Here is a 20579-nt window from a genome sequence, read left to right on the forward strand (position 1 = left end):
ACCCGTTCGAACAACTCCCACAACTCATCGGGAACCAGACGCTCCACCATCGACACGGCAGGATCCTACTGATCACCCCAAATGAAACGACGTCTTAGTACGGGTGGTCAACCCGTCCGCGCCGCCGCTCAACGACGACATCCGCATCGGTGCCGACGCGGCGGGGCTGTGGTGGTTTTGCTGGTCCTTCGGCGATCGGATCGCGCACGTCGACAACATCGACATCGCCGCCGCCCGCATCATCCAGGTTCTCGGCTGCCCCGGCCGCTGACACGCACCGCCGTGAACGGTCGGGCCCGCCCGGCGACCCGGCCGTTCAGGGCTTCACCCCCAGGAGGGCTACGCCATGTACGCCGAGAACGACACCCGAACCCCGTACGAGCAGCGGCAGTGGTTCTGCCGGCTGGACGAGGACCCCGCGGCGGTCATCACCGCCCGAGCCCTGGTCGGCACCGTCCTGGCCGGCTGGGACACCGACCTGGTCGAAGACGCCGTCCTGGTCACCAGCGAACTGGTCACCAACGCCATCGCCCACGGGGACGCCCCGGTCACCCTGACCGTCACCGTACGCAAGAAGCCCGAGCCGACCGTCATCCTGGAGATCACCGACGCCTCACCCGAACTGCCGGTGCAGGACCTGCCCGGCGAGGTCGGCCACTTCGGGCTGTGGATCGCCGAAGAACTCGCGCGCGTCACCATCCACCCCACCACGACCGGCAAGACCGTACGCGCCGAGTTCGTCCTCTTCGACCAACCGGCCGCTCGCTGACCGAGTCCCTACGCGCACGCGAGGGCGCCACCTCGCGTGTCCGTACGAAAAGGCCACCGGCCGCCGAGCCTGGTCGGGGCCGGCTATCCAGGCTGCCAGGTGATGCACTGGGGACGGGCGCCTCCCGTCGTCATGAACTCCCGCACCGCCTCCCGGATCGTGTCGATGGGGAGCTCAGCGTCCGCCGGGAACGGGGAGTCGTCGTACCAGAGCTTTCCTTCGTCACCGACTGCTGGGGAGGGTCCGTGTTGAGATGTGCTGTAGACCCCGTCGCGCCATTCCCGCCCGCTGTAACGCAGGACACCTACATCACCGGCGGGATCGGCACGGATGCCGACGTCGAGGCCCTGGGACCATGGGTCGCCTGTCAGATGGACGTCCATGATGATCCGCCGGCCCGTTGGCAGACCGGTGCGAATTCGCTCGATCAGCGCGTCCACGTCGTCGGCCGAGGCCGCTGTCACCGGCTCGTTCTGTCCGCGGTACCAAATGTCGAGTGACGTCATCAGACGGCTGCACCTCCCTGATAGGAGCGTACGAAACCGTGAGCACCGTACACGGTCATCGTCGAGCCTTCAGGCAGAATCTGCGCGATGAGCCGGTCACAGCTCAACGGCCCGTCGTCGCACGGGATGTGGTTCACCACCAGGGTCGTCGAGCGGATGCCGTGCTCGCGCATATAAGCGGCAAGCTTGATCTCGACGTGCGTCTCGGTTCGAGGTCGACGCGGCATGCGGCTGAAGAACCGGTTCGCCGCTTCCCAGGTCGGCCCGTGCTTACCGCTGACCTCTGCGTTGACGATACCGCCGGGGCCGACCCATCGGCCGTGTGTTCGGGCACCGGTGCCCGGCTCGACCGGTGGCGGCAGTTCTGCGCGTAGCCGCTCGATGTTCTCTGGCGAAAGGCCCGACTCCTGTGGCCCGCCTGTGCGGCCCGCCGGAGTCTCAAGGGCGCCGGGGGCAGCGGGGCGCCCGGCTGAACCATCGGGTGCTGCGGTGCTGGAAACGCCAACGCATTGCAGGAACTCCAGCAGGTTGCTCTCGCCGACGTCGAGCACATCGATGATTTCGCCTAGGGTCTCCCAAGCGGTGACCAACCCGCTGAGCGCCTGTTCGGCGGCTGCGTGACTCGCCTCGTCCAGCGCCGCAGTGAGCATCGAAACCGCATTCTCGGTGGCTGCGGCCGCGTCACGGAGCGTAGCCCGCGCCTGGTCAAGGTGCTCAAGCGCGGCACGGCTCTGCCTGAGAATTTCGCCCGCCGATCCCCCCACGCACCCAAAGATGCCCTGTCACCGCTTCGAGGTATCCGACCGGTTACGGTCAGGCCCCTGGCCAGGATCGGCCCAGCTGACGGAGACACGTCTGTATGAAGAGCCCGCCCCCCGTGCGAGCAGTGCCAGTCGTACGCGCCGAGTTCGTGCTCTTCGACACCCTGGCCACCCGGTGATCCTGCAACGCGATCGACAACCCGTTGCCTATTGAGATCAATTGCTGGGCTCGCGTGGTTCTCGACCACGGCGGTCAGCGGATGCTGTGATGTGCTTCGTCGTGTCGATCGGTTCGGAGAGCGGGAGGGTGCGCCTTAGGTGACCCGCCCTGGCCAACTCCCGCAACTTCTGCGCAATCGCCGCGTGCAGTCGGCTCTCGTCGTCGCTCTCCTGTCTGCGTCGTCCGAGATGGTCAACGTGGCTTCGCATTGCCTGCTGCAGCCGCTCGGCCCGGTCTTCGGCGGGTGACTCGCCGACGGGTTCGAGCTTCTGCCGTACGTTGCACTCCTGATCGAGTGAGATGGCCAGGTCGTAGACATGATGCGTGTACTCGGGGTGGCGATCGAAGATGAGGCGTTCGAGTCCGCGCGTCGGCCCATGAGTCGCCGTGTTACGCCACAACGCGTACATGGGATCGCGGGGATTCGCGGTGGCGATGTCGCTGAGCTCGGGATCGTTCTGGGCATCCAGGAGGTCGCCAAGGTCGACCGGGGTGATCAGCTCCAGATCGGCCAATCTCACGGACGCGCCGGCGAGGACGGGTAGGTCCAGCGTCGTATCGGCCGTCGTCCGGTCCCGTACGTCGGCCTGTGGCTCGTCGGCCTGCTTCGTGCAGGGGAGAAGGAACTCGAAGAACCGGTGACGGCACCGCAGATAAGCGGACAGCCGTTCGGCGATGTCATCCAGCCTGCGTCCCAACTCGACCGGGTCATACATCGTGTCGGTGAAGAAGAAGACCTTGAAGTTGAATTCCCTCTTCTTCGCCGAAGGAGTACCCAGCCAGACCGCCACGCGGCTGTCCTGCCAGATGTCGGCGGCGCTGCACGACCCCGTATCCGGAAAGATCTCGTGAGCGAGCTCTTGCCGCGCACGCGCCAGACTTGTCCGGGTCTCCGGTCTGCGTGTTTCGGAGAGTGCGGTCGCAACCGCGTTCTCCACCGGGGACTCCTGATCCGGCCAGTCGATCACCCGCTGGTGCACCCTGGCGATGACCTCTGGACCAGTCGAAGAACGGATCCGGCGGGCGGCGGGCGATCCTAGAGACGAGCCTTCGAGGAGTGCAGCGAAATCGTCGTCCACAACGCCTCCGCGGGGTTCCTTCTGCTCCGGCTGCGGTATCCGGCAGCTCTGTGGTCCTGGGAACGGCTCTCGGTAGGTCACAGGAACCGCCCTCTCTCGCGCCTCTCGTCATCGTCGGCCGCCGGTGGCCGCTCACTGCGCCGACTTATCTGCTTGCGGACGCGCGCCGTCCGCCCCTCGGCGGCCTTCGGCGTGAGGCCGACCGCCTCGGCCGCCTGACTCGCCGAAAATCCGGCCGCCCGCAGGACCAGCACTTCGCGCACCTGCTGGTCCTTGATCTCGCCGAGGAGACGCTCGACCTCATCGGCCATCGCGACCTGAACGGCCGGATCGACGGCGCCGCCGGGTCGGTCGGGGTCGATCACCAGTCCGATCGGCCGTACCGTGCTGCGGTCTCTCAACCAACGGCGGTAGAGGGTGGGGAACTGCAACGCGCACGCGTTGACGAAGTAGGTCTTCAACGACGCACCGCGCGCTGGTGACCAGCGGCGCTCCACGAACACCGCGGTGGTGAAGACCGGCAGCGCATCGGCGACCATCTGCTGCGCGAGGTCGTCATGATCGGCATCGCTGAGCTCCGGCAACGCGTCCGCGTCGCCGTACCAGCGCCGGAGCTTCACGCACTTGGCGACGATCTGTCCGGTCCGCAGGAGGTATCTCAGGACGGGCACCGCGTACCGGATCAGCTCGGCGTTCAACCGCTGATGCCGGGAACCGTTCAGCCCCTGCTCCAGGACGGCCTCGACAAGGAGCTGATCAACGGCCAGCCGGCTTTCGAGGTCGCACTCGTCCGGAGGTACGTCGGGGGCCAGCTCCGCTTCCGCCTGGTCGATGAGCGTGGCTGCTTCCGGGAGAAGGTCGAGATCCGCACAGCGTTCGGATTCCGTGTCGTCCTCCTCCTGCGATGAAGCATGATCACCGAGCCGCGGGGCCGGCGCATCACCTTGCCACGTCACCATCCCGTGGCCCTCCTCATCTCCATCAGCCCGTCCGGGGACTGCTCGGTCAGAACTCGCCTACGACCTCCTATAGGTCTGGTGCCGGGACCTCCCCTCGCCCGGTCGAGGATTAATTTGGCGAGTCTGCCGGAAACGCGGCTCTAGCTGGGCGGATGGCGCGAAATTCGCATCAGCCGCGAATGAGGCGAGGGCAGTGGGGCCGGAGGGGACCTACGTCGGGATGTCAGTCTTCCCCCGACATGAGGACAGTCGATGACGTCTCGTTCGGCCCCGAAGCCGCCCGCTCTGTTGACCTCGCGCTCCGCTCTCGTGCTCCTGCTCGCCGTGCTGACCGGGATCGGCGCGGGCCTCCTCACGTATCTCGCCCGGCGTTCCATCCCCGAGGCGTTCCTCGCTGCGGGCGCCGCCACGGGAGGAGCGATCGGTCTGTTCAACAGAATGATCGCCTAGCCCCGAAGGCCACGTGGGGCACGAGTCACCGGCGAGCGATGGGCGGCGTACGCCGCTCGGCGTCACGAGGTCCGGCCGGGTCGCCCACCGCAGGGGCGGCCCGGTCTCGCCGGCCTGCGACTCATGGTGCATCGCCGCGACAAAAATCCCAAAAGCAAGTGTTGCTCGCTTGGTGATCGAGCCGGCCGAATGACTGGAAGCCCTATCGGAGCCGTACGGAAGAGATGGGCAAAAGCGGCGTTCAGCACCCGAGCGGGAGGGGTCCACCCCTCCCGCTCCCGCTAGGACAGCGGTTCGTCGGCGGCGCTGCGGTGCGGGACCCGCTCGGCGGGGATCGTGCCCATCCGGCCGGCCTGGAAGTCGTCGAACGCCTCGATGATCTCCTGGCGGGTGTTCATCACGAACGGGCCGTACCGCGCGATCGGCTCCCGGATCGGCAGGCCGCCGAGGATGAGGATCTCCCAGCCGTTCCGGCTGGCCGACGGCTGCGAGTCGGCCGCCGTGACGGTCAGCGCGTCGCCCTTGCCGAAGACCGCGAGCTGCCCCTCGTCCACCGGCCGCCCGTCCGGTCCCGCCTGGCCACGGCCCGACAGGGCGTAAACCAGCGCGTTGAAGTCGCGCGGCCAGGGCAGGGTCAGCCGGGCACCGGGCGCGACGGTGGCGTGCAGGTAGGTGATCGGCGTGTAGGTGACGCCGGGCCCCTGGTGCCCCGCCAGCTCCCCCGCGATGACCCGGACGACGGACGAGCCGTCGTCGCTGGACAGCAGCGCGACGTCGCGCGACTCGATGTCCTGGTACCGCGGCGCCACCCGCTTCTGGGCGCGCGGCAGGTTCACCCAGAGCTGTACGCCGTGGAAGAGGCCGCCCTTGGCGACCAGTTCGGGCGTGGGCTGCTCGATGTGCTGGATCCCGGCACCGGCGGTCATCCACTGGGTGGCGCCGTCGGTGATGAGCCCGCCGCCGCCGGTGGTGTCCTGGTGCTGGAAGGCCCCGTCGATGATGTAGGTCACGGTCTCGAAGCCGCGGTGCGGATGCCAGGGGGTGCCCATGGCCTCGCCCGGGGCGTACTCCACCGCGCCCATGTGGTCGAGCAGAAGGAAGGGGTCGGCCAGCGACAGGTCGATGCCGGGGAACGGCCGGCGGACCTGGAAGCCCTCCCCCTCCAGGTGCTTGGCGGCGGTGACGACCTTGGCGACCGGCCGCCAGGCGGTGTCCTGCTCCGGGAGGCGGGGCAGTCGGGTCAGGGTGAGCGGATCGGCGGTGACGGCGGGCATCGGAGCCTCCTTGGTCGGTACGACCCATGGAACGTGATTGAAGATTCAACTATTCCATGAATCGTCCGTCCAGTGCTCACCGCCGAGGATTCTCGTCGCCGGCACGACGGAGCTCCTCGGCGTAAGGGCGCCTATCGCGCTGTCACCAGGGGACCACCCCGGCGTCCTCGAAGAAGCCGCCGGTCGGGCCGTCGTCGGGGAGGGTCGCCAGCCGGATCGCGATCGCCGCGCCCTGCTCGGGGGTACGGACGCCGCGAAAGCCGTTGAGGTCGGTCGCGCAGAAACCGGGGCAGCCGGCGTTGATCAGGATGTTCGTGTCGTGGAGCTCCCTGGCGTACTGGACGGTGACGGCGTTCAGGAACGTCTTCGACGGTGCGTACGCGGCGGAGATCGGGCCCACCCCCAGCTCGTCGGTGGACGTGGACTGCCGGGTGAGGGAGCCGACGCTGCTGGACATGTTCACGATCCGCGGCGCCGCCGAGCGGCGCAGCAGCGGCAGCATCGCGTTGGTGAGGCGGATGACGCCGATCACGTTGGTCTCCACGACCGTCCGCACGGTCGCCGGGTCGACCCTGGTGGGTTCCTGCGGCATGCCGCCCGTAACCCCGGCGTTGTTGACGAGCACGTCGAGGCGGCCGGCGCGCTCCTCGATCAACCTCGCGGCGGCGGCCACGCTCGCGTCGTCGGTCACGTCGAGCGGCACGCCGAACGCGTCGACGCCGGCCGCGCGCAGCTTCTCCACGGCGGCCTCCCGGCGCTCCTCGTCCCGGGCGCCGACGCCGACGCTCCAGCCGAGGGCACCCAGGCCGACCGCGATCTCGTACCCGATTCCCTTGTTCGCGCCGGTGACCAACGCGATCGTCTGTGCGCTCATGTCCTCGATCCTGTCCGCGTCCCCCGCGCGACCACCAACACCGTTCAGGTGGGCGGCGATACCGCTCCGGTATCGATCCAGGTCATCGGCCGCCCTGTCCCGCCGCCGGCCTTCGGAGGCGCGGCGCCGGTCCGTCCCGCCGTACCGTGGCGGCATGGAGACGCGGGAGTTGCGGTACTTCGTCGCCGTCGCCGAGGAGTTGCACTTCGGGCGGGCCGCGCAGCGGCTCGGGATCGCACAGCCGCCGCTGTCACGGGCGATCCGGCAGCTCGAACGGCGGCTCGGGGTGGCGCTGCTGGAACGCACCAGCCGCAGCGTCACGCTGACCGAGGCCGGGTCGGTGCTGCTGCGCGAGGGCCGGGCGGCGCTCGACGCGGTCGACGCCGCCGACCGCCGTACCCGCCGCGCCGCCCTCGCCACGACCGGCCACCCCGGCCTGATCCTCGTCACGAAGGCCGGGGCGTCCAGCGAACTGCTGTCGAAGCTGCTCGACGCGTACGCCGCCGAGCCCGACGCGGTCGCCGTCGACGTTCTCCTGTGCGGGCCCGCCGAGCAGGAACGGCTGCTGCGCGACGGGCGGGCCGACGTCGCGCTGCTGCACCGCCCGTTCGACTCGACGGTCGGGTTCGACACCGAGGAGCTGCGAACGGAGGGGCAGGTCGTGGTCCTGCCGGCCGGGCATCCCCTCACCGGCCGGACTCACCTGCGGATGGCCGACGTCACCGCGCTGCCCGGCCTGCCGTTGCCGCGCTGGCCCCGCCCCGACGGCACGTACCCGGACGGCCCCGGTCCGGCGGTTCGGGACCATGTGCAGCTTCTCCAGCTGATCGCGCTCGGCCGGGCCTCGGCGGTCCTGCCGGAGTCGGTGTGGGCCCATCTGGGCCGCGGCGTCGCCACCGTGCCGATGTTGGACGCGCCGACGGTGACGACGGTGATCGCGTGGCCGCCGCACAGCCGGTCCCGGCCCCTCGCCGGGCTGGTTCGCGCCGCGACCCGCCTGTAGGGCCCACCGGAGTCGCCCGATCACACCCCGGGAAACTTGTTGAAAATTAAACCATCCTGATATCATGGAGGGCATGAGCGAACCGCGCTGGCTCGATGCCGCCCAACAGCGTGACTGGCGCGCCTACATCGAGGGCAGCGTCCGGTTGGCCGACCTCCTCGACCGGGACCTGAAGGCCAAGCACGGGCTGACCACCGCCGAGTACGAGATCCTCGTGCGCCTGTCCGAGGCCCCCGACCGGCGGCTGCGGATGGCCGAGCTGGCCGAGTACGCGAGCCAGTCGCGGAGCCGCCTCTCCCACACCGTCGCCCGGCTGGAGTGCAAGGGGCTCGTCTCGCGCGGCACCTGCGGTGACGACAAGCGCGGAGTCAACGCCGAGCTCACCGAGAAGGGCCTCACCTTCCTCGACCGGGCCGCGCGTGATCATGTCACCACCGTACGGGATTTCTTCATCGACGTGATCGACCCGGACGACCTCAAGGCCATCGGCCGGGCGTTCAGCGCCGTCGCCGAGCGGGTCGGCAAGGTGCGCTGACCGCCACGTCGCACGGAGGCACCGGCCGGGTCAGGAGTTGAGGCCGGTGCAGAAGCCGAGCGAGAACAGCGTCATGAACGTCCAGCCGCACATCAGGCCGACGCCGTACAGCCGCGTGAAGCCGGTCATCTTCCAGGCCAGGAAGCCGCCGAGCCCGAACGCCAGCAGGAGCAGCGCCAGCGCCTGAGCCAGCAGGCTGAAGTCCTTGCCGCCGGAGAGGTTCATCTCGAGGGCGGAGTACATCATGATCGAGTCGACGAGGATGAAGGTGCCGAGACCGCTGCCCACGGCGGTGATCTCGCGCATGCCGAGGGGCGGTCGCCGCTTCTCGCCCGTGTCCGTCATGATCGGTCCTCACGGATCGACTGCCCCGGCCGTAGCCGCAGACTAGTTCGCCCGCCGATTCGGGACGAAGCATCGGCGACCGCATGTAATCCTTCCGTTATGGAACGCCTGACCCTGGCCGCCGTCCTGGGTGGCGCGGCTCTGGCTCTTTCGGCCTGTGGCGGGGGATCGTCGGACACGGCCCGCCCGCCGGCCGCGCCGGCGGCGACGTCGCCGGCCGCCACCACTCCAGGCTCAGCCACCCCGACCCCCTCGCCGTCCGCCACCGCCTCGGCGAGACCGCAGGCCTTCACCGCAAAGATTTCGAAGATTCCGTCGCGCGCGACGGTCAAGTACTCCTGGCACGCCGGCTGCCCGGTCGGCCTCGACGGCCTCCGGCTGATCCGGATGACGTACTGGGGCATGGACCACAAGCCACACGAGGGCGAGATGGTGGTCAACGCCCACGTGGCCTCCAAGATCGTCGGTGTCTTCCACAAGCTGTACGACCAGCGCTATCCGATCCGGCGCATGGAACTCGTGGACAAGTACAAGGGCAGCGACTTCGACTCGATCGAGGCCGACAACACCTCGGCGTTCAACTGCCGCAACGCGACAGGGTCCAGCAGCTGGTCCCAGCACGCGTACGGACTCGCCGTCGACCTCAACACGTGCGAGAACCCCTACGTGCACTCGAACGGCCACATCGAGCATCCGCGCTGCGTGAAGTACGGCAACCGCAAGCGCAAGGATCCCGGCGTGATCCACGCGGGCGACAAGGTCGTCCGGGCCTTCCGCTCGATCGGCTGGGGCTGGGGCGGCTCGTGGGGCGGCCCCTGGGACTTCCAGCACTTCTCCGCGAACGGCCACTGACCGGTCGGGGTGCGGCCGCCGTCAGACGACGAGCAGCGCCACCACGACGATGACCACCAGCAGGACGGCCGCACCGCCGATGATCAGCCCGGTGTTGGGGCGGGACGGTGACGCGTCCCCCCGGTTGGCGAACGCCCGGAACTGCTGGGTGCTGCCCGCAGGATCCTGTTCGTTTTTCGGCATGCAAGTGAAGATAGTGGAGATACGCCGAGGTCACCGGTTCTTCGCGACATCCGGCGAAGCCCGGCGCGGCACCGGGAACCAGGCCGTCGACACCGTGGCTTTTAAAGCCAGGAAGCGTCACATAACGTGACACGCATGGGCGGATCGGAATTGCGCGCTGAAACAGCGCATGGCGCGGCGTACGACGCCCCCTCCGGCGCGCTCCTCCTCCGCCTGCTCGACGAACTCGGTCCGGGCAACCAGTACCTCATCGTGGACCGGCTCGACGCGCCCGGCCCCGGCCACTACATGCAGGTGTACCTGGAGGTCGACGGGACGTTCGCCGTGGAGTACCGGGAAGGCGCGGCGGACCGCCACTTCGAGGCCGTCGCCGCCGACCTCTGGCAGGTCCACGAGGTCCTCACCGCCTGGGCGGCCGACGCCCCGGGGTGGCGGGACGGGTTCGACTGGCGGCACTGGCCCCGGACGGATGACGGCCCCGCGTACGAATGACGGCGCCGCCTACGGATGACGGCCCCGCGTACGGATAACGGCGCCGCCCACGGATGACGGGCCCGGGTACGGCCGCCCCATCGCCCCGGGTGGCGGCCCGTCGGAACACAAATCGGTCGCGGTCGGCATTCCATGCGCTTACCGTTCGACCATGGCACTCCTCGTCTCGGTCAACGTCGGCAGGCCACGCCCGAACCCGTGGAAGGACACGGGGACCACGGGCATCGACAAGCGCTCCGTGGACGGACCGGTCGCCGTCACCGCGCCGGGCCCCAAGGGCACCGGCGCGGTCGGCCTCGCCGGAGACCGCGTGTACGACGTCAAACACCACGGCGGCGCCGACCAGGCGGTGTACGCCTACGCCCGCGAGGACCTGGACCGCTGGGCGGCGGAGCTCGGGCGCGAGCTTCCGGACGGCGTCTTCGGGGAGAATCTCACCACGTCCGGCCTCGACGTCAATGGGGCGCTGATCGGGGAGCGCTGGCGCATCGGCGAACAGGTGCTGCTGGAGGTGTCCTGCCCGCGCATCCCCTGCGGCACCTTCCAGGGCTGGATGGAGGAGCAGGGCTGGATCAAGCGCTTCACCCGGGCCGCGCTGCCGGGCGCGTACCTCCGGGTGATCGAACCCGGTGAGATCCAGACCGGAGACCCGATCACGGTCGAGGACCGTCCGGTGCACGATGTCACGGTCGCGCTGGCCTTTCGCGCCCTGACCGCCGAGCCCGACCTGCTCCCCAAGCTGCTGGTGGCCGAGGCGCTGCCCGAGGAGGACCTGCGACGCATCCACCGACGCGTCGGCTGACGCCCGGCCCGCGCGGAAACGGCGACCGGCGTCCGGCGCACGGGTCCGCGCCCGGCCCGCTAAGGTGGTCACCACTTGGAGGGTTCGCATAGTGGACTAGTGCAGGCGCCTTGAAAGCGCCCAGGGCTGGGGACAGTCCTCGTGGGTTCGAATCCCACACCCTCCGCCACGTGATGTCACAGGACATCGAAAACCCTCCGAACCTTACGGGCTCGGAGGTACGGCCTTTGACGGTCAGAGATGGAAAGATCCCGGTGGGGGTGGTGCAGCACCACCCCCAACCGGGATCAGTTGATCAGAGACCCGCCGACGCGGGATCCCTTACTCCGGGTTGCTCACCGGTCCGCCGGCCGCGGCCCCGTCGGCCTCGGCTTTGTGTTCGGCTTCGGCTTCGGGGGGTCCATGACACCCAGCGGCGCGACCTGGAACTGCAGCATGGTGATTGTCCTCTCGTTGCGCGACCGTCGGTTCCTTTGGGCGACCGACGCGTCTTCAGTCAGAACTGTGCGTGGTAGGCGATCTTGCGCAACGTCGGGATTGACACGGCCCGCGTCCCGATCTTCTGAAACCGGACACCACACCCACCGGCGACCGAACGAGGCCGCCGCCCGTCCCGGGCGGCGGCCTCTCGCGTATGTTCTCCCTCAGCGCGGCCAGGCGAAGCCGTCGCCGACCGTCGCGGCCAGGACGAGGTAGGCATCCCTCGTCGCGGGGGACAGCTGCTCCAGCTCGACCTCCGCGCCCTCCTCCAGGTGCGGGTCGTACGGGATGCGGACGACCGCGCGGCAGCGGCTCTCGAAGTGCGCCTGCAGCCGGTCGAGGTCGACGGTGCTCCTGCTGCGGGACCGCACCATGGACAGCACGACGACGCCGTTGCGCACCAGCTCGCCGTAGTGGTGGGCCTCCAGCCAGTCGAGCGTCGCCGAGGCCGACCGGGCGCCGTCCACCGACGGGGAGCTGACCAGCACGAGCTGGTTGGCCATGCCGAGGACGCCCGCCATCGCCGAGTGCAGCAGGCCGGTGCCGCAGTCGGTGAGGCAGATCGAGTAGAAGTGCTCCAGGACGTGCGCGACCGTGCGGTAGTCCTGCTCGCTGAACGCCTCGGACACCGCCGGGTCGCGGTCGGAGGCGAGCACCTCGAGCCGCGACGAGGCCTGCGAGGTGTAGGCGCGCACGTCGGCGTACCGCTGGATCTGCTCGTGCTCGTTGAGCAGGTCGCGGACGGTCGTCGCCGTCTCCAGCCGCACCTTGTCCGACAGCGTGCCCCGGTCGGGGTTGGCGTCCACCGCGATCACGCGGTCGCCGCGCAGCGACGCGAGCGTGGCGCCCAGCCCGACGGTGGTCGTGGTCTTGCCGACCCCGCCCTTGAGGCTCATCACCGCGACCCGGTGGTGGCCGCCGGCCACCGGCGTACGTGCACGGGCCAGCAGCTCGCGGCGGCGCATCTCGGCCGGGGACTCACCGGGGTGGATCACTCCGCCGGACGCCTTGTAGAGCGCGCGGCGCCAGCCGTTCGCGGGCGCCTGCCGACGGCCGCGCAGCAGCGTGTCGGCGCTGAGGCTGTCGGCGGTCTGCGCGCCGGCCTGCTGCTGGGCGTACGCCTCCGGCAGCGGCTGGAACGGCGGGCCGTCCTCCGGCTGGGCGTACGCCGGCGCCTCCTGCTGCGGGAACGGCGGTCCCTCCTGCTGCGGGAAGGGGGGCCCGTCCTGCTGCGGGAAGGGGGGCGCCTCCTGCTGCCGGCCGTACGGCGCGGCCTCGGGCCGGCCGCCGAACTGCGGCGCGGCGTAGGGCCGGCCGGGCTGTTCGACGGGCGGCCGGTAGCCCTGCTGCTCGGCGGGCGGGCCGGGGTACTGCTGGGCGCCGTAGTCGGGTGTGCCGGGGTACTGCGCCGAATAGTCCGGAGCCGCCCCGTAGGGCTGGCCCTGCTCGGCCGCCGGGTAACCGGCCGGTGGCGGCGAATAGGGCGGCGGGCCGCCGAACGCCGGAGCGGAGTACTGGGGATAGCCGGTGTAACCGCCGTCGCCGTACATCTCGAAGCCGTCCGCGTGGGTGACCTCGGCGGCGCGGGGCTCGAACCGCGTCTGCTCGGCCTCGTCGAACTCCTGCTCTCGGTCGTCCGCGGAGTCGACGGGCTGGGACGGCTGCTGCACGTCGTACGGCGCGGCGCCGTCGTCGGGGTCCGCGGGCCCGGCGTCATACGGCTGGGCGGGCTCCTGCTCCCGGCGGACCTCCTGCGTGGGCTGAGCGCCCTCCCGCTGCCCGGCCGCCTCGTCGTCCTGCGACTCCTGCGCGGGGCCGAAGCCCTGCGGCGGGAAGGGAACGAAGCCGGGGCCGTACTCCTGGGCCGGGGCGCCCGGGAACTGCGGAGGCACCCCGAACTCCGGCGGCGGCGGATACCCCGGCGCTCCGAAGGCGTACGGCGGTTGCCCCTCACCGGCCGACTGTCCCTCACCCGCCGGGTCGGCCGGCGGCGCGGGGAACATCGGTGCCGGAGGGGTGTTCGTCCACGGGTTGGGCGGCGGCCCGGTCTCCTCCGCGGTCTCGTCCCGCGGCTCGGCGGACTCGCTGTTCATGGCATCAAGAGACGCGAGCTGCTCTTCAAGAGAACGGCCCGTTTTATCCTGATCGTTCTTGGCCACCAGGTCCCCCTCGCGGACGCGCAGTGGATGAATCAGCACGATATGTTCATCCGCAGCCTAAGCCACCACAGGCATTGACCAATACCGTGTCGCTTCAGCATCCCCGGCTACCGTGAAGCCCATGCATGCCATCGTCATCGAAAAACCGGGCGATCCAGACGTATTGCGCTGGGCTGAAGTACCCGACCCCGTCATCGGTCATGACGAGGTGTTGCTCGACGTCGTTGCGGCGGGTGTCAACCGCGCCGATATCATGCAACGACGTGGATTTTATCCACCTCCGGAGGGCGCGCCCGAGTATCCGGGCCTCGAAGCGGCCGGGCGCGTCGCCGCGGTGGGCGACGGCGTCACCGGGTGGAAGGTCGGCGACGAGGCGTGCGCGCTCCTCAGCGGAGGCGGATACGCCACCCGCGTCGCCGTGCCCGCGGGTCAGCTCCTGCCGATCCCCCGCGGCCTGAGCCTGGTCGAGGCGGCCTCGCTGCCGGAGGTCGCCTGCACCGTCTGGTCCAACGTGTTCATGCTGGCCCGGCTCCGCCCGGGCGAGTCGTTCCTCGTGCACGGCGGCTCGAGCGGGATCGGGACCATGGCGATCCAGCTCGCCAAGGCGCACGGAGCGCGGGTGCTGTGCACGGCCGGCACCGAGGAGAAGCTGGAGCGCTGCCGGGAGCTCGGCGCCGACGTCGCGATCAACTACCGCACGGAGGACTTCGTCGAGGCCGCCCGCCCCGTCGACGTGATCCTCGACAACATCGGCGCCAAGTACCTCCCGCGCAACGTCGACGCGCTCGGCACCGGCGGCCGGCTCGTGGTCATCGGGCTGCAGGGCGGCGGGGTGGGTGAGCTCGATCTGGGCAGGCTGCTCACGAAACGGGCCTCGGTCCACGCAACCTCCTTGCGCGCCCGGCCGTTGGAGGAGAAGGCCGAAGTCGTGACCGCCGTGCGCGAGCACGTGTGGCCGCTGCTCGAGTCCGGGACCGTACGCCCGATCGTGGACCGTACGCTTCCCATGACGGACGCCGCCGCGGCGCACCGCGTGATGGAGGAGAGTACGCACGTCGGCAAGATCGTACTAACGGTGTGAGACTGGGATATCTATGAACAATCCACTGAACAGCGAAGACCCGCAGGTCGTCGTCGTCGGGCCGAACGGCATGCCCATCATCCCCGGGGAGCCCAAGGGCGACGGCGAGTCGGAGGAACGACCGGTCACCGAGATGGTCGAACAGCCCGCCAAGGTCATGCGCATCGGCAGCATGATCCGCCAGCTGCTCGAGGAGGTGCGGGCGGCGCCGCTCGACGAGGCCAGCCGGGCGCGCCTGGCGGAGATCCACCAGCGTTCGATCAAGGAGCTCGAGGACGGCCTCGCGCCCGAGCTGATCGATGAGCTGGAGCGGATCTCGCTGCCGTTCACCAATACCGGCGTCACTCCGAGCGAGGCCGAGCTTCGCGTCGCCCAGGCGCAGCTCGTCGGCTGGCTCGAGGGGCTGTTCCACGGCATCCAGACCACACTGTTCGCCCAGCAGATGGCGGCCCGCGCCCAGCTCGAGCAGATGCGGCGCGCCCTTCCGCCGGGCGTTATCCCGCAGCAGGACGAGCCGGGTCACGGCCGCTCGTCCGGCCCGTACCTCTAGCGGTTCAGGCGGCGCGGGGACCGGGCGACGACGCCCCGGCCCCGCGCCGATCCTCGTCCTCGCGGCCGGCGGGTCCGGCTCAGGCGGGGAAGAGCTCCTCGAGCGTGCGGGCCACGCCGTCCTCGTCGTTGCCCGGAACCTTGTGGTGCACGGCGGCCAGCACCTCGGGATGGGCGTTCGCCACGGCGTACGACCGGCCCGCCCAGGCCAGCATCGGCAGGTCGTTCGGCATGTCGCCGAAGGCCACGACGTCGTCGGCGTCGATGCCGTGCCGGGCGCACAGCTCCGCGAGCGTGCTGGCCTTGGACACCCCCGGCGCACTGATCTCGATCAGGCGGTCGCCGTTCGAATGGGTGGGCAGCACGAGGTCGCCCACGAGCCGCCGCGCCTCGTCCAGCAGGGCGTCGGCCTCCAGCTCGGGGTGGCGGGCCAGGAGTTTGGCGGCCGGCCGGGACAGGAGAACCTCGATCGGGCTCGGCGGCGGAGTCGTCTGGGAGTCCCAGTAGGACAGCTCGAAGCCGTGCGCGTACGCCATCCCGTCGCCGCGCTCGACCGCGAAGCCGAGCCCCGGCAGCGCCTCGCCCAGCACCGCGACCGCCGTGCGCAGTCGGTCCACGGGAATGAGATGCGTGTCGACGACCTGCTCGGTGTGCAGGTCGTAGGTGATCGCGCCGTTCGCGCAGATCGCCAGGCCCCGGTGCGCGACCGCGTGCGCGACGGACCGCATCCAGCGCGGCGGGCGGCCCGTGACGAGGACGAGCATGGCGCCCGCCCGCTCGACACGGGCGAAGGCCGCCACGGTGCGCTCGGACACCGTGTAGTCACTGCGGACGACGGTGCCGTCCAGGTCCGTGGCGACCACCCGGGGAGTCATCGCGCGACGGGCTCGAGCACCTCACGGCCGAGGTACTTGCGCAACGCCTCCGGAACGCGCACCGACCCGTCGGCCTGCTGGTGGTTCTCCAGGATCGCGACGATCCACCGGGTCGTGGCGAGCGTGCCGTTCAGCGTCGCCACCGGGCGGGTCCGGCCCTCGCCGTCGCGGTGACGTACGGACAGCCGGCGCGCCTGGAACTCGGTGCAGTTGGAGGTCGAGGTCAGCTCCCGGTAGCGGCTCTGCGTCGGCACCCAGGCCTCGCAGTCGTACTTGCGGGCTGCGCTGGTCCCCAGGTCGCCCGCGGCGACGTCGATCACGCGGTAGGGCAGCTCGACCTTGGCGAGCATCTCCTTCTCCCAGTTGAGCAGGCGAAGGTGCTCCTCGTGCGCGTCCTCGGGGTCGCAGTACGAGAACATCTCGACCTTGTCGAACTGGTGCACCCGGATGATGCCGCGGGTGTCCTTGCCGTACGACCCGGCCTCCCGCCGGAAGCAGGAGGACCAGCCGACGTAGCGCCGGGGCAACGCGTCGATGATCTCGTCGCGGTGGTACGACGCGAGCGGCACCTCGGAGGTGCCCACGAGGTACAGGTCGTCCTCGGGCAGGTGGTAGACCTCCGAGGCGTGCGCGCCGAGGAACCCGGTGCCCTCCATGGACTCCGGCTTGACCAGGACCGGCGGGATCATCGGGATGAACCCGGCCTGGATCGCCTGCTCCATCGCCAGGTTGAGCAGCGCCATCTGCAACTGCGCCCCGACGCCGGTCAGGAAGTAGAACCGGGCGCCCGAGACCTTCGCGCCGCGCTCCATGTCGATCGCGCCGAGCCGCTCGCCGAGCTCCAGGTGGTCCTTCGGCTCGAAGTCGAAGGCGGGCGGCGCGCCGACCGTCTCCAGGACGACGTAGTCCTCCTCGCCGCCGGCGGGCGCGCCCTCCTCCACGATGTTCGGCACGGTCCGCAGGAGGGTCTGCAGGTCCTGCTCGAGCCGCTGGGACTCCGCGTCGGCCTCCTTCACCTGCTGGGCCAGCTCCTTGGCCCGGTCCAGCAGCTTCTGCCGCTCGTCACCCTGCGCCTTCGAGACCGACTTGCCGAAGCTCTTCTGCTCCGCGCGCAGCGACTCGAAGGCGCTCAGCGCGGATCGGCGCCGCTCGTCCAGGTCGAGCAGCTCATCGACGACGGCCTCGTCCTCGCCCCGGGCGCGCTGGCTCGCGCGCAGCCGGTCGGGATCATTTCGAAGGGCTCGCAGGTCAATCACAGAGACGAGGCTACCGCCCGGTCCGTCCCGGAGCCGACCGGATAACCGATCGTCCGGAAGCCGATACCGGCCGGGAGCGGTCGCGCAGCACGGAGGACGGCCAGGCTAGGCATAGATCAGTGCTCTATCACGACCGGCGCGGCCGATCACAGGACCCGGCCGCGCACATCACCGTCGCGCCGCGCCTGGCCGCCTACGGCCGTAGGGGATGACGCGGCCTCGGATGACAGAGTCACGGGCATGGACGATCTCTCATTCGCGCTCTTCCTGGCCGACCGGGCGGACGCCGTCACGATGAGCCGGTTCCGGCGCGCCGACCTCGACGTGCGAACCAAGCCGGACCGGAGCGCGGTGACGGAGGCGGACCTCGCCACCGAACGGGAACTGCGGGCGCTGATCGCCGAGCACCGGCCGGAAGACGGCGTCCTCGGCGAGGAACTCGACGAGACGCCGGGAGAAGGTCGCCGCTGGATCCTCGACCCCGTCGACCACACCGACAACTACACGCGGGGCATCGAGGTCTTCGCGACGCTCATCGCGCTGGAGGAGCACGGGCGGATCACGGTCGGCGTGGTGTCGGCGCCCGCGATGGGCCGGCGCTGGTGGGCCGCGCGGGACCACGGCGCGTACACCAGCGGGCCGCCCTGGCTCGACGCCCCCGAGGCCGCGCGCGACGGCAGGCGGATCCGGGTGTCGGTGGTCGACGACCTGGCGGACGTCCACCTCTCGTACGCCGCGCTGGACCGCTGGGAGGAACGCGGCCTCGTCCCCGGCCTGCTCGAACTGTCGAAGGCCGCGCGCTACGAGTTCGCCTCGGCGTGTTTCTGGGGCCAGATGCTGGTCGCGGAGGGTCGCTGCGATGTCAGCCTCAACCCGCGCGGCAAGATCTGGGATAACGCCCCGATCCAGGTGATCGTCGAAGGGGCCGGGGGACGGTTCAGCGATCTGACGGGCGCGCCGCGCCTCGACCAGGACTGCGCCGTCGTCACGAACGGACTCCTGCACGACGACGTGCTGGCCCGGCTGTCCGCCCGGCGCCGCCATTGATCTTGTATTCGCCCGTACCCGATGATGTGCGGACTTGAGACATCTCATCGAAGGAAGACCGCATGCGCAGATCGCTGGCGATCGCCGCCGGCCTCGCACTGGCCGCGCTCACCTTTTCCGGCACGGCCGACGCGGCGTCCGCCCGGACGCAGTCCACCACCGCTCCCAAGACTTCTTACCGGACCCGGATCATCGGCTTCAACGCCGGGCCGGAGCCGGTGAAGAAGGGCCGGGCGCTGACGGTCCACGGAACCCTGCAGTGGCACGGGAGGACCTGGCACCCGGTGAAGGGCGCCAAGGTGAAGATCGAGTTCAGGCCCGGCCTGAAGGCCCCGCTGACCACGGCGGCGACGGTGACCACCGACCGGTACGGGCGGTGGTCGAAGAAGTTCAAGGCCACTAGGGCCTGTCTCGAAGTGAGTGGAGCCATTCGTTGATGGCGGTGATGTAGATGGTGGCCTCGTAGCGGACGGCGAGCTTGATGCCCCTATGGACGTCAAGCCGCTGCTTGAACTGTGGCGCGCGGCGAGGTGATGAGGCGGTAGATCTCGCGAGCGACGTAGCGTTTGAGGCATCGGATGGCCTCGCGCCGGGTCTTGCCTTCTGTGACGCGCCGGCCGACGTAGTCGCGCGTGCGCTGGTCCCAGCGCAGGCGCGCCAGCACGATGGTGTGCAGGGCGCAGTTGGCCTGGCGGTCGCCGCCGCGGTTGAGCCGGTGACGTTCGGTCTTGCCGGAGGATGCCTCCACTGGGCTTGCTCCGCAGAGTGCGGCGAAGGATGCCTCGGTGCGCAAACGTTCGGGGTTGTCGCCAGCGGCGATGAGCAGGGCCGCTGCGGTATCAGGGCCGGCTCCGTAAGTGTTGAGCAGGGAGGGGTTGTGGTCGGCCAGGACCGCGGTGAGCTGGGCGTCGAGGTCGACGATCTCGTGGTTGAGCTGGTCGATGCGGCGGGCGAGTAGATGCAGGGTGTAGAGAGCGGCCGAGGTGCCGTCATTGGGTGTCGTGGGCGTCGATCCGGCGAGGTGTCGCACGAGCTTGATGGTGCTGAGGCCGCGCAGTTCGTCCCGCAGCTTCGGGTCGGCCGATACCAGGACGGCTTTGAGCTGGTTGATGGCCTGGGAGCGCGATTTGACCGCCGAGGCCTTGGCCAGCTTGAACATGCGCAGCATCTCCACGGGCCCGTCACCGGTCTTGGCCAGGGCGGTGGCTTGTCCGTTCAGCACGGCGCGGGCGGCAGCTTCGGCGTCGATGGTGTCGTTCTTGCCGCGGCGTCGGCGGTTGGCCTTGTCAGGCTGGTTCACCTCGAAGACCTCGATCTGGGCAGCGGTGAGGTGACGGGCGAGCGCGGCCCCGTAGGAGCCGGTGCACTCGACTCCCGCACGCTGCACGGTGCCGAAGCCACGAGCCCACTTCAGCAAGGCCCGATATCCAGCTCGGGTGGTGGGAAAGGTCTTGCTGCCCAACAGCGCGCCCATCCCGGTAATGACGGCGGCGACGTGGAAGTCCTTGTGGGTGTCGACTCCCATGATCACCTCCTGGCCGTCGGTGGCCGGAAGGACGGATGCGAGGTCAGGGGCGCCGGGCACGGTCGGGTGTCTCCTGGTCGGATCGGGAACGGGGCTGGCCGTCGCCGGGCCGATCAGGCGGTCAGGACTGTGATGATGCGCAGCACGGCAAGGCCCCTATCGGGACACGCCCCATCGGTCCGGCGGCAGCAAGCACCGCCTCGGGCAGCAGCCGACAGATCAAACTAAAGACACGTCGGTCAGTCGTACCTCGGGTCAGGCTGCTGCCGAGGTGGCACCCCTTGATCCTCACAGTCGTACCTGGTCGCGACGGCGCGGTTGCGTTTGAGCCGGTTGATTCCGCACTCGACCGCGTGACGTTGCCGGTAGGCGACCGCGTCGAAGGCGGGCGGCCGGCCACCGTTGGACCCTTTGCGGCGCCGGGCTGCGTCCTGGTCGGCCTTGCTGGGGATGGTGGCTTTGATCCCGCGGCGGCGCAGGTGAGCGCGGTTGGCGCGGGAGGT

The 20579-nt window shown here is 69.9% G+C and carries 24 protein-coding genes, 1 tRNA gene and 1 pseudogene; 13 read left to right on the forward strand and 13 right to left on the reverse strand.

From position 1 onward, the window contains the following. The first annotated feature begins 103 nt into the window (after nucleotides 1–103). A complete protein-coding gene (locus AB0L00_RS44765) occupies nucleotides 104–271 on the forward strand; it encodes a hypothetical protein (protein ID WP_364444179.1) in 168 nt (55 codons plus the stop codon). Between the two features lie 75 nt (nucleotides 272–346). Then, nucleotides 347–769, forward strand: a complete 423-nt coding sequence (locus AB0L00_RS44770) for an ATP-binding protein (RefSeq protein ID WP_364444182.1) — start codon at nucleotides 347–349, stop codon at nucleotides 767–769. Between the two features lie 83 nt (nucleotides 770–852). On the opposite strand, the gene AB0L00_RS44775 is transcribed toward AB0L00_RS44770, so the two are convergent. From AB0L00_RS44775 to AB0L00_RS44790, 4 genes are all read right to left on the reverse strand, one after another. Next, on the reverse strand, nucleotides 853–1275 hold the full coding sequence (locus AB0L00_RS44775) for an Imm1 family immunity protein (RefSeq protein WP_364444184.1): 423 nt from the start codon (nucleotides 1273–1275) through the stop codon (nucleotides 853–855). Further along, entirely contained in the window at nucleotides 1275–2039 is a 765-nt protein-coding gene (locus AB0L00_RS44780; protein WP_364444185.1) for a DddA-like double-stranded DNA deaminase toxin, read from the reverse strand. The genes AB0L00_RS44775 and AB0L00_RS44780 overlap by 1 nt, the downstream gene beginning before the upstream one ends. 213 nt (nucleotides 2040–2252) lie before the next feature. Continuing rightward, nucleotides 2253–3335 (reverse strand): hypothetical protein, encoded by a 1083-nt coding sequence (locus tag AB0L00_RS44785; protein ID WP_364444187.1) that lies wholly within the window; start codon nucleotides 3333–3335, stop codon nucleotides 2253–2255. 77 nt (nucleotides 3336–3412) lie between these two features. Further along, complete coding sequence (locus AB0L00_RS44790; RefSeq protein WP_364444189.1) at nucleotides 3413–4294, reverse strand: hypothetical protein; 882 nt, start codon at nucleotides 4292–4294, stop codon at nucleotides 3413–3415. 252 nt (nucleotides 4295–4546) lie between these two features. On the opposite strand from AB0L00_RS44790, the gene AB0L00_RS44795 reads away from it, so the two are divergent. Beyond that, entirely contained in the window at nucleotides 4547–4744 is a 198-nt protein-coding gene (locus AB0L00_RS44795) for a hypothetical protein (protein ID WP_364444191.1), read from the forward strand. A 281-nt stretch (nucleotides 4745–5025) separates the two neighbouring features. Here AB0L00_RS44795 and AB0L00_RS44800 read toward each other — a convergent pair whose 3' ends face one another. Both AB0L00_RS44800 and AB0L00_RS44805 read right to left on the reverse strand, forming a co-directional pair. Next, nucleotides 5026–6018, reverse strand: coding sequence for a pirin family protein (locus AB0L00_RS44800; RefSeq protein ID WP_364444194.1), 993 nt, complete (start codon nucleotides 6016–6018; stop codon nucleotides 5026–5028). Between the two features lie 142 nt (nucleotides 6019–6160). Further along, nucleotides 6161–6892 (reverse strand): SDR family oxidoreductase, encoded by a 732-nt coding sequence (locus AB0L00_RS44805; RefSeq protein WP_364444196.1) that lies wholly within the window; start codon nucleotides 6890–6892, stop codon nucleotides 6161–6163. Between the two features lie 154 nt (nucleotides 6893–7046). Between AB0L00_RS44805 and AB0L00_RS44810 the strand changes: the two genes are divergently transcribed. Continuing rightward, on the forward strand, nucleotides 7047–7895 hold the full coding sequence (locus AB0L00_RS44810) for a LysR family transcriptional regulator (RefSeq protein WP_364444198.1): 849 nt from the start codon (nucleotides 7047–7049) through the stop codon (nucleotides 7893–7895). Nucleotides 7896–7968: 73 nt separating this feature from the next. After that, complete coding sequence (locus AB0L00_RS44815) at nucleotides 7969–8430, forward strand: MarR family transcriptional regulator (protein WP_364444200.1); 462 nt, start codon at nucleotides 7969–7971, stop codon at nucleotides 8428–8430. 30 nt (nucleotides 8431–8460) lie between these two features. On the opposite strand, the gene AB0L00_RS44820 is transcribed toward AB0L00_RS44815, so the two are convergent. Beyond that, on the reverse strand, nucleotides 8461–8775 hold the full coding sequence (locus AB0L00_RS44820; protein WP_345366575.1) for a hypothetical protein: 315 nt from the start codon (nucleotides 8773–8775) through the stop codon (nucleotides 8461–8463). 99 nt (nucleotides 8776–8874) lie between these two features. On the opposite strand from AB0L00_RS44820, the gene AB0L00_RS44825 reads away from it, so the two are divergent. Next, nucleotides 8875–9627, forward strand: coding sequence for a M15 family metallopeptidase (locus AB0L00_RS44825; protein ID WP_364444202.1), 753 nt, complete (start codon nucleotides 8875–8877; stop codon nucleotides 9625–9627). 21 nt (nucleotides 9628–9648) lie between these two features. On the opposite strand, the gene AB0L00_RS44830 is transcribed toward AB0L00_RS44825, so the two are convergent. After that, the gene (locus AB0L00_RS44830; RefSeq protein WP_364444204.1) at nucleotides 9649–9810 is read right to left on the reverse strand and encodes a hypothetical protein; all 162 of its coding nucleotides are present in this window, start codon (nucleotides 9808–9810) and stop codon (nucleotides 9649–9651) included. A gap of 135 nt (nucleotides 9811–9945) precedes the next feature. Here AB0L00_RS44830 and AB0L00_RS44835 point away from each other — a divergent pair, with 135 nt between their 5' ends. The 3 genes from AB0L00_RS44835 (at nucleotide 9946) to AB0L00_RS44845 (ending at nucleotide 11273) form a co-directional block, all read left to right on the forward strand. Further along, a complete protein-coding gene (locus tag AB0L00_RS44835) occupies nucleotides 9946–10302 on the forward strand; it encodes a hypothetical protein (RefSeq protein WP_364444206.1) in 357 nt (118 codons plus the stop codon). 151 nt (nucleotides 10303–10453) lie between these two features. After that, the gene (locus tag AB0L00_RS44840) at nucleotides 10454–11104 is read left to right on the forward strand and encodes an MOSC domain-containing protein (protein WP_364444208.1); all 651 of its coding nucleotides are present in this window, start codon (nucleotides 10454–10456) and stop codon (nucleotides 11102–11104) included. A gap of 77 nt (nucleotides 11105–11181) precedes the next feature. Then, nucleotides 11182–11273 (forward strand) — tRNA-Ser (locus AB0L00_RS44845). Nucleotides 11274–11748: 475 nt separating this feature from the next. Here the strand turns inward: AB0L00_RS44845 and AB0L00_RS44850 are convergent. After that, nucleotides 11749–13782 (reverse strand): AAA family ATPase, encoded by a 2034-nt coding sequence (locus tag AB0L00_RS44850; protein WP_364444209.1) that lies wholly within the window; start codon nucleotides 13780–13782, stop codon nucleotides 11749–11751. An 82-nt stretch (nucleotides 13783–13864) separates the two neighbouring features. Between AB0L00_RS44850 and AB0L00_RS44855 the strand changes: the two genes are divergently transcribed. Together AB0L00_RS44855 and AB0L00_RS44860 are read left to right on the forward strand one after the other, a co-directional pair. Next, on the forward strand, nucleotides 13865–14824 hold the full coding sequence (locus AB0L00_RS44855; RefSeq protein ID WP_364444211.1) for an NAD(P)H-quinone oxidoreductase: 960 nt from the start codon (nucleotides 13865–13867) through the stop codon (nucleotides 14822–14824). A gap of 13 nt (nucleotides 14825–14837) precedes the next feature. Then, nucleotides 14838–15374, forward strand: coding sequence for a bacterial proteasome activator family protein (locus tag AB0L00_RS44860; RefSeq protein ID WP_364444213.1), 537 nt, complete (start codon nucleotides 14838–14840; stop codon nucleotides 15372–15374). Nucleotides 15375–15453: 79 nt separating this feature from the next. On the opposite strand, the gene AB0L00_RS44865 is transcribed toward AB0L00_RS44860, so the two are convergent. Both AB0L00_RS44865 and serS read right to left on the reverse strand, forming a co-directional pair. Next, the gene (locus AB0L00_RS44865; RefSeq protein WP_364444215.1) at nucleotides 15454–16248 is read right to left on the reverse strand and encodes an HAD family hydrolase; all 795 of its coding nucleotides are present in this window, start codon (nucleotides 16246–16248) and stop codon (nucleotides 15454–15456) included. Then, complete coding sequence (serS, locus tag AB0L00_RS44870; protein ID WP_364444218.1) at nucleotides 16245–17504, reverse strand: serine--tRNA ligase; 1260 nt, start codon at nucleotides 17502–17504, stop codon at nucleotides 16245–16247. The genes AB0L00_RS44865 and serS overlap by 4 nt, the downstream gene beginning before the upstream one ends. Nucleotides 17505–17744: 240 nt before the next feature. On the opposite strand from serS, the gene AB0L00_RS44875 reads away from it, so the two are divergent. Both AB0L00_RS44875 and AB0L00_RS44880 read left to right on the forward strand, forming a co-directional pair. Continuing rightward, nucleotides 17745–18551: an inositol monophosphatase family protein gene (locus AB0L00_RS44875; protein ID WP_364444221.1), complete on the forward strand. Its 807-nt coding sequence runs from the start codon at nucleotides 17745–17747 to the stop codon at nucleotides 18549–18551. Between the two features lie 62 nt (nucleotides 18552–18613). Further along, nucleotides 18614–18988 carry a hypothetical protein gene (locus AB0L00_RS44880; RefSeq protein ID WP_364444223.1) on the forward strand — a complete coding sequence of 125 codons (375 nt, stop codon included), beginning with the start codon at nucleotides 18614–18616 and terminating at the stop codon, nucleotides 18986–18988. Nucleotides 18989–19047: 59 nt separating this feature from the next. Here the strand turns inward: AB0L00_RS44880 and AB0L00_RS44885 are convergent, their stop codons facing one another. Together AB0L00_RS44885 and AB0L00_RS44890 are read right to left on the reverse strand one after the other, a co-directional pair. Next, on the reverse strand, nucleotides 19048–20076 hold the full coding sequence (locus AB0L00_RS44885; RefSeq protein ID WP_364444226.1) for an IS110 family transposase: 1029 nt from the start codon (nucleotides 20074–20076) through the stop codon (nucleotides 19048–19050). A gap of 239 nt (nucleotides 20077–20315) precedes the next feature. Next, nucleotides 20316–20579: pseudogene (locus tag AB0L00_RS44890) on the reverse strand (hypothetical protein); the annotation flags it as partial.

The organism is Actinoallomurus sp. NPDC052308 (genome assembly GCF_040679195.1).
GTDB classification, from domain to species: domain Bacteria; phylum Actinomycetota; class Actinomycetes; order Streptosporangiales; family Streptosporangiaceae; genus Actinoallomurus; species Actinoallomurus liliacearum.